Source organism: Roseobacter sp. HKCCA2468 (genome assembly GCF_037805105.1).
Classification (GTDB): domain Bacteria; phylum Pseudomonadota; class Alphaproteobacteria; order Rhodobacterales; family Rhodobacteraceae; genus M30B80.
This window is the reverse complement of sequence record NZ_JBBLYN010000001.1, coordinates 307,141-321,728: the sequence shown is the minus strand read 5'-3', so window position 1 is coordinate 321,728 and position 14,588 is coordinate 307,141. Positions and strand designations below refer to the sequence as shown.

The following is a 14,588-nucleotide window of genomic DNA, read 5'->3' as shown; positions in this document are numbered from 1 at the left end:
CGTGGGTCACAGACCTGCCCCGCCTCAACAATAGGCCAGATGGTGGGTGATGAGGGATTTGAACCCCCGACATCTTCGATGTGAACGAAGCGCTCTACCACTGAGCTAATCACCCGTTCTGCGCGGGGTTCTTCTAGTCAGCCGCGCCCCACTGCGCAAGGGTTTAGTCTTGGTCGGTTTCCTCGGCGCTTGCACCGCGTTTGTCAGCCTCGATCAGTTTTATCCGCGCCACCATCGGGCGCCCATCCTGACCATCCTTATCTTTGCGCAACATGACCTTGCCAAATGGCGGCAGGATCAGGTCGCGCCCTTGATCTAGGGCTTCGGCCATCTCGACCAGAACCGCATCCATGACTTCGCGCGCATCCGTGCGTTTGACACCCACCCGCATCGCAACCGCCTCAAGCAGGTCGCGGCGCTTCAGCGCCTCAATCTTCGCTTTGGGTTTGCTGTCAGATTTGGGGGCGGTCACGGCCTTGAGCGCAGGCTTGGCAGACGGTTTTGCTGTTGCTTTTGCCGCCGCCTTTGATTTGGGCGCGATCACCGCCGCGACCGAGGCCACCGCAGGTTTTGGTTTCGCTGCCGCCTTATCCGTTGTGGATTTTGGTGATTTTGGTGCCATGTGTGCCCCCATTTGGCCAATCCTATCAAAGCCGCATGGTATCAGGACATATTATACATGAAAAATATATTTTTTGATTTTGCAGCACCCGAAAAAGAAAACCCCCGCCACGAATATGAAGGGGGCAATTTCGCGGAATGCGCCACGTTAATGGGTTGTGGCGCTGCTGTCTTTTGTGGCCTCAAGCGCGCGCTGTGCGGCGGCGGCGGCCTCTGCCTCCTCATCCCAATCAATCGGTTCGGGCTGACGGGTCAAGGCCTTGGCGAGAACCTCGCTGACATGGGACACGGGGATAATTTCCAATCCCTCTTTCACATTGTCAGGGATTTCGGGCAGGTCTTTTTCATTTTCCTGCGGGATCAGCACTGTTTTGATCCCACCCCGCAACGCGGCCAACAACTTCTCCTTAAGGCCACCGATGGCCAAGACATTGCCGCGCAGCGTCACCTCGCCCGTCATAGCAATATCACGGCGCACGGGCGTTTGGGTCAGAACTGACACGATAGACGTCACCATCGCAATCCCTGCACTGGGGCCATCTTTCGGAGTCGCCCCTTCTGGAACGTGGACATGGATATCCCATCCGTCCAGTTTCGGGGGCTGCACGCCAATTTTGGGCGCGATAGAACGCACATAGGAACTGGCCGCATCGATGGATTCCTTCATCACATCGCCAAGCTTACCCGTGGTTTTCATACGCCCCTTACCCGGCAGGCGCAGCGCCTCAATCGACAGCAGATCACCGCCCACACTTGTCCAAGCCAGCCCTGTGACAACACCGATTTGATCATCCGATTCCGCCAGACCAAAGCGATAGCGGCGCACACCGAGCATCTCTTCAAGGCGCTCACGGGTGACTGTCACCGATTTCTCGCCACCCTTGAGGATCGCGGTCAGGGCCTTGCGGGCAAGTTTCGCAACTTCGCGCTCTAGGTTCCGCACGCCCGCCTCGCGGGTATAATAGCGGATCACATCGGTCAGCGCCTCAGGCTCGACCGCGAATTCCCGCGCCTTGAGATTGTGGTTTTTCACCTGCTTAGGCAGCAGATGCCGTGTCGCAATTTCTAGCTTTTCATCTTCGGTGTAGCCCGAAAGCGAAATGATCTCCATGCGATCCAACAGCGGCGCAGGCATATTATAGCTGTTCGCCGTGGTCAGGAACATCACGTTCGAGAGATCATATTCAACCTCCAAATAGTGATCCACAAATGTGGCGTTCTGTTCGGGGTCGAGAACCTCCAACATCGCACTGGCAGGATCCCCACGGAAATCTTGACCCATCTTGTCGATCTCATCGAGTAAGATCAGCGGATTGGTGGTTTTCGCCTTTTTCATCGCCTGAATGATCTTGCCAGGCATCGACCCGATATAGGTGCGGCGATGGCCCCGAATTTCGGATTCGTCCCGCACACCGCCCAGACTGATGCGAATAAACTCGCGCCCCGTGGCCTTCGCCACCGATTTCCCAAGCGAGGTTTTCCCAACACCCGGAGGGCCCACAAGACAAAGGATAGGCCCCTTCACCTTGGCCGAACGCGCCTGCACCGCAAGATATTCGACTATGCGCTCTTTGACCTTCTCAAGCCCGTAATGATCCGCATCCAAAACCTCTTCGGCGCGGGTGAGGTTCTTTTTCACACGGCTTTTCACGCCCCAAGGCAGCGAGACGATCCAATCAAGATAATTGCGCACCACAGTCGCCTCAGCGGACATGGGCGACATATTTTTTAGCTTTTTCAGCTCTGCATCGGCCTTGTCGCGCGCCTCTTTTGACAGTTTGGTTGCGGCGATTTTTTCTTCTAGCTCGGCCACCTCATTGGCGCCGTCTTCGCCATCTCCCAACTCGCGCTGAATGGCCTTCATCTGTTCGTTCAGATAATATTCGCGCTGCGTGCGCTCCATCTGCGACTTCACGCGGGTTTTGATCTTTTTCTCAACCTGCAGCACGGACATTTCGCCCTGCATCAGGCCATAGACCTTTTCAAGGCGCTCGGAGACGTCAATCGTTTCAAGCAAATCTTGCTTTTGCGCGACATCAACGCCGAGATGCCCCGCGACCAGATCGGCCAGTTTTTGTGGCGCTTGGGTTTCAGAAACCGAGGTCAGCGCATCTTCGGGGATGTTTTTCTTGATCTTGGCATAGCGCTCAAACTCGTCTGCGACCGACCGCAACAAGGCCGTTGTTGCCGCCTCATCACCCAATTTTTCTTCAAGCGGCGCGGCCTCTGCCTCAAAAAACTCGTCCGTTTTGGTGAATTTCTTGATTTTGACGCGGGATTTTCCTTCGACCAATACTTTGACTGTGCCATCGGGCAATTTCAGCAATTGCAGAACCGAGGCCAAGACACCCACCGAATAAATTCCTTCTGGTTCAGGGTCATCAATGGCGGGATCAATTTGACTGGACAGCAGGATCTGGCGATCATCCTGCATCACCTCTTCCAGCGCGCGCACCGATTTTTCGCGCCCCACAAAGAGCGGCACAATCATATGGGGAAACACGACAATGTCGCGCAGCGGCAGAACTGGATAGGTTTCGTGAATTTCTGGCATCATGCCTTCCTTTTCTTCGTGGCAAGAGAGCGCGCGATCCCATCCTTGGCAATCATTTGGCTCTCTCCTCATGGAGCAGTTACATTTGGGCAGCCTTGAGACGCATTTCAAGCGGGGAAGTTAATCTATGGTTTACGCATCAGGGCCGCGCCTTCAATCTGCGTGCCATATTGCGCCCCTGCCAATCTTGACGCGTCTTGCGGCTGCATTTCATGCAATGCTGCACTAGGGCGCGGGCAGTGACAAGCTGAAAATCAGGGTTAGATCGGCTCGATATCGCCCTCTGCGCGGGCGGCGTGGAAGCCCGCCTCAAACTGGGCGAATTGCCCCGCCTCGATGGCCGCGCGCATCCCTTCCATAAGTTCTTGGTAGTAATGCAAATTATGCCATGTCAGCAGCATCGAAGAAATAATCTCGCCCGCGCGGAACACATGATGCAAATAGCCGCGCGAGTAATTGCGACATGCGGGACAGGTGCAATTTTCATCCAAGGGGCGCGGATCATCTTGGTGGCGGGCATTTTTGATATTCACCTGCCCCCGCCGCGTCCATGCTTGCCCCGTGCGCCCCGAGCGCGAAGGCAGCACGCAATCCATCATATCAATCCCACGCGCCACAGCCCCCACAATATCATCGGGCTTGCCCACCCCCATCAGATAACGGGGACGATCTTGGGGCAAGAAATCAGGGGCGTAATCGAGGCACTCAAACATGGCCGCCTGCCCCTCGCCAACGGCGAGACCACCGACCGCATAGCCGTCAAAGCCAATATCACAAAGCGCCTCAGCGCTTGCCTGCCGCAAATCGCGCTCTAGCCCGCCCTGCATGATCCCAAAAAGCGCATGGCCCGGCCTCTCGCCAAACGCCGCTTTCGAGCGCGCAGCCCATCGCATGGACAATTCCATCGAGGCTGCAATGCGATCTCGATCCGCAGGCAAAGCGGGGCATTCATCGAAACACATGACAATATCCGACCCCAGCAGCGCCTGAATTTCCATACTACGCTCGGGCGTCAGCATATGTTTTGACCCATCCACATGCGAGCGGAAGGCAACCCCTTCCTCCGTCAGCTTGCGCAGATCTGATAGGCTCATCACTTGAAACCCGCCGCTATCGGTCAGGATAGGCTTCTGCCAATTCATGAATTTGTGCAGCCCCCCGAAACGCGCAACCCGCTCAGCGGTCGGACGCAGCATGAGGTGATAGGTGTTGCCCAAAAGAATATCCGCACCTGTGGCTGCAACACTTTCGGGCATCATTGCCTTGACCGTTGCAGCCGTGCCTACAGGCATGAAGGCGGGCGTGCGGATTTGCCCCCGTGGGGTCGAAATCACGCCACGGCGCGCCTTGCCATCTTGGTGTAATAATTCAAATGCAAACTCTTTGGGCACGGGATAAAGCCTCGCTCAGATTGGGCCTCTGTTCATAGGCGATTCTGCGCCAATGCCAAGGCCCGGGAATGATTTCACCAGATGGGGTATTGCATGGATCAAGTCTTTAAACTTGGTTGGGAAGAATGGGTTGGCTTGCCACAATTGGGGCTGCCCGCACTGAAGGCTAAGGTGGATACAGGCGCGCGCACCTCCGCGCTGCACGCCTTTGATATCGAACTCTTTGGCCCTGCCACTAAGCCGAAAGTGCGGTTTTTGATCAATCCAATTCCTGCCCGCCCCGATTTGGCGATTGCCTGTTCTGCAACCATCCATGACCGCCGCGATGTGACCAGTTCCAATGGTGATACCGAGGCGCGCTATGTGATCCTCAGCCCGCTCGAAATCGGCCCGTTGCGGCAAGAAATTGAAATCACGCTGACCGATCGCGCGAATATGAGCTATCGGATGCTTCTGGGGCGGCAGGCGATTGGGGCAGATTGGATCATCACCCCCTCAGAAAGTTTCTGTCAGCCGCAACGCAGTTACGAGGTCTATCACACCGCTGCGGTCAAAGAGACCGCGCCCAAACGCGCGCTGCGCATTGCCGTTCTGAGCCGCGAACAAAACTACACCACACAAAAATTGCAGGCCGAGGGCGAGGCGCGCGGCCATGTCGTTGAAGTGATCAACACAACCCGTTGTTACATGGCGCTAAATGCCATGACGCCTGCGGTTTATTATGACGGGCAAGAATTGCCAAAATATGATGCGGTTATTCCCCGCATCGGCCCTTCGATTACGGCCTATGGTGCGGCGATTTTACGGCAATTTGAAACGCTTGGCGTCTATTGCCTGAATGGCAGCGCCGCCATCAACGCAAGCCGTGACAAGCTGCACGCCCACCAAATTCTGTCGCGCCACCGCATTGGCATGCCCCAAACGGCCTTTGCCGCAAGCCCAAAGGACACCAACAACCTTATCACATTGGTAGGAAATGCCCCATTGGTCGTGAAATTGTTGGAATCGAGCCAAGGCAAAGGCGTGGTCTTAGCCGAAACCAAGAAAGCCGCACAATCGGTGATCGATGCCTTTCGCGGCCTATCTGCGAATTTCCTTGTACAAAATTTTGTCAAAGAGGCCGCAGGCGAGGATATTCGCTGCCTTGTCATTGATGGAAGTGGTGGCTGCGATGAAACGTGTGGGGGCGGCGGATGATTTCCGCTCGAACTTGCATCGTGGCGGCACGGCGGTCAGCGTGCGCATCACCCGCGAGGAACGCGAAACCGCCATTCGATCCGCGCGCGCCTTTGGCCTTGGGATTGCGGGGGTCGATATGCTGCGTGGCGCTGACGGGCCTAAGGTGCTTGAGGTCAACTCTTCGCCGGGTTTTGAGGGCATCGAGGAGGTCACGGGCAAAAACATCGCCGCCCATCTTTATAGCGCCATCGAAAAACATGTGCGCCCTGCCCCCATCAAACGCCGCCCGCCGCGGTGATGAGCGTCACTTACCCTTGCCCTTGGCCCACCCTTTCCTTATATGTTTAGTCAGGAATTCGTCCCGCAAAGGATATGGCCCAAGATGACCAGCACTCCCGATCCGATGCCGCAAGAAACGCTTGAAGGGGCGCCTTTGATTGCGCCCTCTAGCACGGACCACCCGCTTTACGACACGGTGGTCGAGGCCTGCCGCACTGTTTATGACCCTGAAATTCCAGTGAATATTTATGATCTGGGCTTGGTCTACACGATCAATATCGATGCTGAGAATGCAGTCGAGGTAATCATGACCCTAACCGCACCGGGCTGTCCGGTTGCGGGCGAGATGCCCGGATGGGTGGCAGACGCAATCGAGCCCCTCGAAGGGATCAAGCAGGTCGATGTCAAGCTGACATGGGAACCCCCATGGGGCATGGATATGATGAGCGATGAAGCCCGTCTTGAGCTAGGGTTCATGTAAGATGTTCGGCATTCCAGGAAAAGCGGCCGTAACCCTTACCCCCGCTGCGATTGGGCAGATCAAGAAACTGATGACGCGAGACGGGCATCAGGGGCTGCGCATCGGGGTGAAAAAGGGCGGCTGCGCAGGCATGGAATATACGATGGATTACGCGGCGGAGATTGACCCCCATGACGAGGTGGTCGAGGTCGAAGGCGCGCGCGTGATGATTGCGCCCATGGCGCAAATGTTCCTCTTTGGCACAGAGATTGATTATCAAACCTCGCTTCTTGAGGCAGGGTTCAAATTCAACAACCCCAATGTGGCCGATGCCTGTGGTTGTGGTGAATCGATCAAGTTCAAGGATGTCTCAGAACTCAACGCAGAACGCGAGGGCTGACGCACCGCATCGCTTGCCAAGCGCGATTTCTGCCCCCTATAGTGAACCCGCTAAACTTGGGACGGGCACAAGGGGTTGATCCGTGCAATCAGAAGAATTTGAGGCGCTGTCGAAAAAAATCGACAGCCTGATTTCGCTTAATGCGCAAATTGCGGCGCAGGGGCGGAAGGCGCTGTTGGATGCAGAGGGCATTTTCACCTTCAATGCCTTTGGCGAGACGATCCGAATGTATTTGCCTGATGTGGCCCAAGATGTGATCCAAGGCCTGATCGCGACCACAGGCAGCTTTTTTGAAATGAACCATCTGACGGGTGTGTATCGTGACAAACTGATCCCCGCGGGTGGCACGGTTCTGGATATTGGCTGCAATATCGGAAATCACAGCCTATTTTTTGCAAAAGTGATGAAGGCCGCAAAGATCATCGCCTTTGATCCTCAACCCCACTGCCAGCGTATTTTCGAACGCAATGTTCAAGAAAACAATCTCAGCGGTGTGCGCTTTGAGTTGATGGGCCTTGGACGCGCGGCAGCGAAAATGCAAATCACGCGGTTTGATCCCAATAATTACGGTGCAACCCGATTTGAACTGTCTGACGGCGGAACATTTGAGGTGCAGTCACTGGATGCCTATTGCGCCAAAGCCAAACTCAAGACGATTGATTTTATCAAAATTGATGTCGAAGGCATGGCCCTTGAAGTGATTGCGGGGGCGCATAAAACCTTGGACAAATTCAAACCTCCGATGTGGATCGAATTGATCCCCCGCTTTGGCGAAGTGGCCCCCGCGACCGAGGCTTTGAAGGAAATCGGATATGAACTGGCCTATCGGTTTGGCCGCACAGATTATCTGTTTCACCACAAGGATAATAAAATCGCAGCCGCGCCCCAATAATCCATGACGCGATAAAACGGGTCACTGAGAGATGAAAGGCCTCTGATGTCTGCTTCGCAAACGGTCGACAAACGGCTTGGGCAAATCTGGATTGGCCCGCTTGATCCACCGCTTCAGTGGATGAAAACGTGGCGCGATATGCACCCTGACTGGGACTATACACTGTATGACAATCAGTTTTTGACGGGACGCAAATTTAAATGCCACGCGCAGATCACTGAATATTTTCGGTAAGGGGAATATGCGGGCGTGTCGGATTTGATGCGCTATGAAATTCTCTATGAATTTGGCGGGATCATTCCTGAAACGGATTCCATATGCCTGCGCCCCGTTCATGACCTTCTTCACCATCAAGGCCCGTTCACCTGCCGTGAGGTGGAAAATGAAGTATGCGATACCCATGGTATGCCGCGCAAAAAGGGCCTGCTTTGCCCCATTCTGGGCAGCCCCAAGGGTCATCCTATTCTGGCCGCTTTGATTGAGGAACTGTCACAATCCGATCCAGCCACTTTGCCAAAGCCATGGAAAGGATCAGGAAATTTTAGGTTGCGGCAGTTTTTCAAGCGGCATCGGGATTTGGCGCGCGGCCTTTATGTCTATCCCGCCTATATGTTCGTGCCGGAACATTTCCGCGGATGGCGCTATGAGGGCCCCGAGCACCCGTTTTGCAGACAGTTATGGGGCACGACAACAAGCGGCTACTCAACCACCAAAACCCCGCAAGAGATTGAGGAAAGCCGCGCAGAAATCCTTGCCGCGCTGATGGCCGCTTAGGCGGTTTTCATGTGTAGATAGGTTTCTGCGTAGCGGCGGCTGAGGTGATCGCCTGCACGGATCACCTGATCTGATCCTGCGGGTGCGACATTGGCATCATAATTAGGATTGAAAAACAGCGGGATGGAAATGCGCTCTTCCGCACCGCCTGTGACGCGGTGCAATGTGGCCTTCACCCCGCCCTCGCTCCACATCTCGAGCATTTCGCCAAAATTGATGACAAAGACACCTGGCTCAACCGCGACAGGCAGCCATGACCCATCCCGCATCTCCACCTCAAGGCCCGCCTGCCCATCCGTGGCCAAAAGGGTGAGGCAGCCATAATCGGTATGGGCCGCGATGCCGAAATCCTTTTCACCCGCCCAATCTGGACGGGGCGGATAGAAATTTGCCCGCAACAGCGCCATGGGGCGATCGAATTTATCGGCGAAATAATCCCCGTCCTTGCCAATTGCCCGCGCAATCGCCGCAAGCAAGGCCAAGGACACAGCGCGCGCTTGCGCAAAATACTGCTCGACTGTTTTTTGAAAACCTTCAGGGGCTTCGGGCCAAAGATTTGGCGCATAAACAGGCAAATGCGCCATTGGATCGCCATCGGGCACTGGCAGGCCACAGTCGAACACTTGTTTATAATCAGGGTTTGCCTTGGGATCGACCTGTTCGGATTTGGAGGCACCCCACCCGCGATTGGCCCCTGTGCGCGCCATATCCACGGCCGCTTTGGCCGCGTCATCCATTTTGAAAAAACGGCGATAGAGCGCGATTAATTCTTGAACAGCCTCGCCCGAAATCGGCGTGTTCTCAAGCGTCAAAAACCCAACGTCACGCGCGCCATAGGCGATCGTCTCAAGGGTCTCGGCATCACCTGCGATCATTTTCTGAAAATCAATTCGCGGTATCATCACGATTCTTACCCCATATTGGCTTGACCCTTGGCTGCATCCTTGCCACCCATAAAACCAAAGATAAAGAGGAGAGCGCGATGCGCAGGAAACTTGCCGCAGGAAATTGGAAGATGAACGGGCTTTTGGCGAATATGGCCGAAGTGCAAAGCCTGATTGCGGCATTCCCTGCACCGCAGCCAGTCGATATTTTGATCTGTCCGCCCGCGACCTTGCTGGGTGCCCTTGCCGCACAGTGCCGCGACAGCGCCATCGCGCTTGGGGGGCAATATTGCCATACCGCAACGGCAGGGGCGCATACGGGCGATATTTCCGCGCCCATGCTTAAGGATGCAGGGGCAGATTATGTGATTGTGGGCCATTCCGAGCGGCGCGCTGATCACGGCGAAACCAACGCCCAAGTGCGCGCGCAGGCAGAAGCGGCGCTGGCGGCTGGGCTGACCCCCATTATCTGCTTAGGTGAAAGCGAGGCAGAACGGCGCGCGGGCCAGGCCCGTGCGGTTGTTGAAGCACAGCTTGACGCCTCCCTCCCCGATGAAGGCGCGTTTGTGATAGCCTATGAACCGATTTGGGCGATTGGCACAGGGCTTGTTCCTGAACTGGGTGATATTGCCGAAATCCATGATGCCATGCGCGCTAATCTGGCTGCGCGCTACGGCGCGGATGCCGCAGAAAGCGTGCCGCTGCTCTATGGCGGGTCAGTCAAGCCAACCAATGCCGCCGAGATTTTCGCGTTGGAAAATGTCGATGGCGCTTTGGTGGGGGGGGCCTCGCTCAAGGCGCAGGATTTTGGCCCCATCATCACGGCCTTGGCCGCATCAGACGCGGCCTGAACGCGCTTAATTGGCCGCCACAAAGCGCTGGATCACCAGACGCACCATGCCTGCGCTGTTATCATATTGCCGCAAGCCCACCAAATAGCTGCCCCCGCCAAGAGGCTGCGCGATTTGGCTGTCATATCCAGACCCGCTATCGTCATTATAGGCAAGCTCTCGGCCCACAGGGTCGTAAAGGGCCAGAATTGGGTCAGAATTGCCCATGCCAACCGCATCAATCAGCAAAAGCCCTTCCTCTGGCATCGACACGAGGAACCATTGCGCCTTGCCTGACACGCTGACATCGCGCACGAACTGCCCCGAAATTGCCCCCAAATCCGTGATAGGATAACTGCCACCGATGGGGGGGCTGGCCTCTAGCGCCTCATACATCTGCTGCATGGCACGCATTGGATCATAATCGCGCAAGGTCACTGTCACAGGCGCGTTTTGATCCGACAAGGCGCGCATCGCGATACAATAGCTGCCTGCAGGCAACGGGTCAGCCATGTCAATCTGGCTATCAAGACCCATATGGTCGTCATTTTCCGCCAAGAGCCGCCCATCTGGCCCATAGAGATACATATAGGGATCAGCCGCACTGTTTTCGGCTTGAATGGTCACCGCCGTTGGGGCCGAAAGGCCAAAGCGATAATAGGGTGTGCTTGCCACGCTGCCTGTTTGACTGATACCTGCGCTCAGCTCAGCTTGGCTCAAGGCCCCCGCCCCCAAAACCGTGGCGGGCGTATCCGCCGTGCAGGGCGTAACCCCCGCAAAGCTGCCTGTGCCTGCATCCAAACCCATCGTCAGCGCAGGATCGCGATCACTGAGGCCAATACGCAGGTCAACCGCGCCAGCGGTTCCACTAAAATCGCGCACCGCAACGCAATAGCGCCCCGCCGCCAAGTTGATCTCACCGCGCGCAGCAAGGTTTCCGCCGCTATCGTCATCATTCAAGATCAAACGGCCCGTTTCGTCATAGAGGTCTAAAACGGGATCAACCCCACCCTGCCCCACCGCCTCAACGCGCAGATTTGCAGATTGCGATAATGTGAACAGCCCGACCGCCTGATTGCCCGCAGACAGGCCAAGACCCGTCAGATCAAAGGCCGTGCTTGATTGGCTGAGGTCAGAGGCGGCCTCGGTGCCATTGGCCCAAAGACCCATGGCCCCCATTCCCCCACAAAAATCCTGCGCAAAGGCAGGGCTGCTTGCCGCAAACAGCCCCAGTGACAAGGCAAAAGACATACGTGCCGACATTGGTTAACCCCTATTCATGCTTCATCCGTCACGCCAAGCTTAGACGCAATCAGCACCGAACGGGGAAAAATTTGCGTGAAGGGGCAAATCTATTGCGCAGCCGTAACACGGGCCGCTGGCAGCATCGGGGCCAAATAGCGCCCTGTATGCGATGCGGCAACGCCCGCGACATCCTCGGGCGTGCCAGTCGCCACGACCTGCCCCCCGCCATCACCGCCTTCGGGGCCAATGTCGATCAGCCAATCGGCGGTTTTGATCACATCAAGATTATGCTCAATCACTACGACTGAGTTGCCCTGATCAACTAATTCATGCAGCACTTCCAACAATTTGCGCACATCTTCGAAATGCAGGCCCGTGGTGGGTTCATCCAGAATATAGAGGGTGCGGCCCGTGGCGCGTTTGCTCAATTCCTTGGACAGTTTCACACGCTGCGCCTCGCCACCCGACAAGGTGGTCGCTTGCTGGCCCACCTTGATATAGCCGAGACCCACGCGCATCAGCGCGTCCATCTTCTCGCGAATGGATGGCACCGCTTTGAAAAACTCCTGCGCGTCTTCGACAGTCATGTCCAATACATCGGCAATGCTTTTGCCTTTGAACGTCACCTCAAGGGTTTCGCGGTTATAGCGCTTTCCTTTGCAGGTTTCACATTCCACATAAACATCGGGCAAGAAATGCATCTCAATCTTGATCACCCCATCGCCTTGGCAGGCCTCGCAGCGCCCGCCTTTGACGTTAAAGCTGAAGCGCCCAGGCTTGTAGCCGCGCGCCTTGGCTTCGGGCAGGCCTGCGAACCAATCGCGGATTGGGGTGAAGGCGCCTGTATAGGTCGCAGGGTTCGAGCGGGGCGTGCGCCCAATCGGGCGTTGGTCAATATCGATCACCTTATCGAGATGCTCTAGCCCTTTGATCGTCTCACAAGGCGCAGGTGTCTGGCGCGCCCCATTCAGCCGCGCTGAGGCTGTTTTGAACAGGGTTTCAATCGTCAGGGTGGATTTGCCCCCCCCCGAAACACCCGTGACGCAGACAAATTTCCCAAGCGGGAAATCCACTGTCACCCCCTGCAGGTTGTTGCCTGTCGCATTGACCACGGTGACGGACTTGCCGCCCTTTTTGCCCTTGCGCCGCTCTTGGGGCACAGCAATCTCGCGGCTGCCCGACAGATATTGCCCCGTGATTGAGGCCGGGTTTTCCATGATCTCACGCGGCGTGCCAGAGGCCACAACTTGGCCGCCATGCACCCCTGCACCGGGGCCGATATCTAGAACGTAATCCGCCTCGCGAATGGCTTCTTCGTCATGTTCAACCACGATGACGGTATTGCCCTGATCGCGCAGGTTTTTCAGTGTATCCAGAAGGCGGGAATTGTCGCGCTGATGCAAACCAATTGAGGGTTCATCAAGAACATAAAGCACCCCCGTGAGGCCCGAGCCGATCTGGCTGGCCAAACGGATGCGTTGGCTTTCACCACCTGACAAGGTGCCTGCATTGCGTGACAGCGTCAGGTAATCCAACCCCACATTGTTCAAAAACCCGAGGCGTTCGCGGATCTCTTTCAGGATCGCGCGGGCGATTTCATTTTTTTGCGCACTCAAGGCCGCTGGCACAGTGTCGATCCAATCATAGGCCTGACGGATGGACATTTGCACCACCTCGCCCACATGGAGGCCGCCGATTTTCACCGCTAATGCCTCAGCCCGCAGGCGGTGCCCCCCACAAGCACCACAGGGGCGATTGTTCTGATAGCGTTCAAATTCTTCGCGAATCCACGCGCTATCGGTTTCGCGATAGCGGCGTTCCATATTGGGGATCACCCCCTCAAACACGCGGGAAACCTGATATACCCGCCCGCCCTCGTCATACCGAAAGGCGATTTCTTCTTCGCCGGAGCCGCGCAAGAACACATCTTGCACCGCCTGAGGCAGGTCTTTCCACTGCGCCTTAGGATCAAAGCCGTAGTGACGGGCGATCGCTTCGATGGTTTGCAGGAAATAGGGTGATTTCCCCTTGCGCCATGGTGCAATGGCCCCATCGGCAAGGCTAAGCGTGACATCGGGCACCATCAGCCGTTCATCAAAAAACAGCTCATGCCCCAACCCATCACAAGATGGGCACGCCCCAAAGGGCGCGTTGAAAGAGAACAAACGCGGCTCAATTTCAGGAATGGTAAAGCCCGAAACAGGACAGGCGAAATTCTCGGAAAACGTAATCCGCTCGGGATCGCCGTCCTTTGGTGCAGTCTCCAGAATGGCAATCCCATCAGCCAAATCAAGCGCCGTGCGTAAACTATCGGCCAGACGCGTTTCACTGCCTGCACGCACCACAATGCGATCCACCACAACGTCAATATCGTGGCGAAATTTCTTGTCCAAGCTTGGCGGGGTTTCTAATTCGTAAAACGCCCCATCTACCTTGACCCTTTGAAACCCCTGCTTGCGCAGCTCCAGCATTTCTTTGCGATATTCGCCTTTGCGGTCGCGCACAATCGGGGCCAAGAGATAGGCGCGGGTTCCCTCCTCCATGCCCATAATGCGGTCGACCATGTCCTGAACCTGCTGGGCCTCAATGGGCAGACCTGTTGCGGGGCTATAGGGCGTGCCCACGCGCGCAAACAACAAGCGCATATAGTCGTAAATTTCGGTCACGGTTCCCACGGTCGAGCGCGGGTTTTTCGAAGTGGTTTTCTGTTCAATGGAAATCGCGGGCGACAGCCCCGAGATGTGATCCATGTCGGGCTTTTGCATCATGTCAAGGAATTGCCGCGCATAGGCGCTGAGGCTTTCAACATAGCGGCGCTGCCCTTCGGCATAGATCGTGTCAAAGGCCAGTGACGATTTCCCTGATCCCGATAGGCCCGTGATCACTGTCAGTTGGTCGCGGGGAATATCGACATCGATATTCTTCAAATTATGCTCGCGTGCGCCGCGCACTTCGATTTTCTTTAATTCCGCCATCTGACCGCCCGATCCTATATTGATGCGCCACAAGCTAGGGCGATCCTGTGCCTGCGCCAGTGCCACAAAGCAAGGGTCAGGATGGCGAGAACAAAACCGAAACG

At 56.1% G+C, this 14,588-nt stretch carries 12 protein-coding genes, 1 tRNA gene and 1 pseudogene; 7 read left to right on the top strand and 7 right to left on the bottom strand.

Annotated elements, in window-relative coordinates:
- Positions 1–40: 40 nt before the first annotated feature.
- From AAC620_RS01625 to tgt, 4 genes are all read right to left on the bottom strand, one after another.
- A tRNA-Val gene (locus AAC620_RS01625) sits at positions 41–115 on the bottom strand.
- A 48-nt stretch (positions 116–163) separates the two neighbouring features.
- Positions 164–622: an HU family DNA-binding protein gene (locus tag AAC620_RS01620; protein WP_340242522.1), complete on the bottom strand. Its 459-nt coding sequence runs from the start codon at positions 620–622 to the stop codon at positions 164–166.
- A gap of 147 nt (positions 623–769) precedes the next feature.
- Positions 770–3,178 (bottom strand): endopeptidase La, encoded by a 2,409-nt coding sequence (gene lon / locus AAC620_RS01615; protein WP_340243573.1) that lies wholly within the window; start codon positions 3,176–3,178, stop codon positions 770–772.
- Positions 3,179–3,435: 257 nt separating this feature from the next.
- The gene (gene tgt, locus AAC620_RS01610) at positions 3,436–4,566 is read right to left on the bottom strand and encodes a tRNA guanosine(34) transglycosylase Tgt (protein ID WP_340242521.1); all 1,131 of its coding nucleotides are present in this window, start codon (positions 4,564–4,566) and stop codon (positions 3,436–3,438) included.
- A gap of 93 nt (positions 4,567–4,659) precedes the next feature.
- Between tgt and rimK the strand changes: the two are divergent.
- From rimK to AAC620_RS01580, 6 genes and pseudogenes are all read left to right on the top strand, one after another.
- Positions 4,660–6,043: pseudogene (gene rimK / locus AAC620_RS01605) on the top strand (30S ribosomal protein S6--L-glutamate ligase).
- A gap of 84 nt (positions 6,044–6,127) precedes the next feature.
- Complete coding sequence (locus AAC620_RS01600) at positions 6,128–6,505, top strand: SUF system Fe-S cluster assembly protein (protein ID WP_317654983.1); 378 nt, start codon at positions 6,128–6,130, stop codon at positions 6,503–6,505.
- Between the two features lies 1 nt (position 6,506).
- Positions 6,507–6,884 carry a HesB/IscA family protein gene (locus AAC620_RS01595; protein ID WP_317654984.1) on the top strand — a complete coding sequence of 126 codons (378 nt, stop codon included), beginning with the start codon at positions 6,507–6,509 and terminating at the stop codon, positions 6,882–6,884.
- Between the two features lie 82 nt (positions 6,885–6,966).
- Positions 6,967–7,776 carry an FkbM family methyltransferase gene (locus AAC620_RS01590; RefSeq protein ID WP_340242520.1) on the top strand — a complete coding sequence of 270 codons (810 nt, stop codon included), beginning with the start codon at positions 6,967–6,969 and terminating at the stop codon, positions 7,774–7,776.
- A 45-nt stretch (positions 7,777–7,821) separates the two neighbouring features.
- Positions 7,822–8,010: a hypothetical protein gene (locus tag AAC620_RS01585; protein ID WP_340242519.1), complete on the top strand. Its 189-nt coding sequence runs from the start codon at positions 7,822–7,824 to the stop codon at positions 8,008–8,010.
- A 15-nt stretch (positions 8,011–8,025) separates the two neighbouring features.
- Positions 8,026–8,550 carry a glycosyltransferase gene (locus AAC620_RS01580; protein WP_340242518.1) on the top strand — a complete coding sequence of 175 codons (525 nt, stop codon included), beginning with the start codon at positions 8,026–8,028 and terminating at the stop codon, positions 8,548–8,550.
- Here the strand turns inward: AAC620_RS01580 and AAC620_RS01575 are convergent.
- Complete coding sequence (locus tag AAC620_RS01575) at positions 8,547–9,452, bottom strand: isopenicillin N synthase family dioxygenase (RefSeq protein WP_340243571.1); 906 nt, start codon at positions 9,450–9,452, stop codon at positions 8,547–8,549. The genes AAC620_RS01580 and AAC620_RS01575 overlap by 4 nt on opposite strands.
- An 80-nt stretch (positions 9,453–9,532) precedes the next feature.
- On the opposite strand from AAC620_RS01575, the gene tpiA reads away from it, so the two are divergent.
- A complete protein-coding gene (gene tpiA / locus AAC620_RS01570) occupies positions 9,533–10,285 on the top strand; it encodes a triose-phosphate isomerase (RefSeq protein ID WP_340242517.1) in 753 nt (250 codons plus the stop codon).
- Positions 10,286–10,291: 6 nt separating this feature from the next.
- Here the strand turns inward: tpiA and AAC620_RS01565 are convergent, their stop codons facing one another.
- Together AAC620_RS01565 and uvrA are read right to left on the bottom strand one after the other, a co-directional pair.
- Positions 10,292–11,527 carry a DVUA0089 family protein gene (locus AAC620_RS01565; RefSeq protein WP_340242516.1) on the bottom strand — a complete coding sequence of 412 codons (1,236 nt, stop codon included), beginning with the start codon at positions 11,525–11,527 and terminating at the stop codon, positions 10,292–10,294.
- An 89-nt stretch (positions 11,528–11,616) separates the two neighbouring features.
- Positions 11,617–14,484, bottom strand: a complete 2,868-nt coding sequence (gene uvrA / locus AAC620_RS01560; RefSeq protein WP_317654989.1) for an excinuclease ABC subunit UvrA — start codon at positions 14,482–14,484, stop codon at positions 11,617–11,619.
- Between the last annotated feature and the right edge of the window lie 104 nt (positions 14,485–14,588).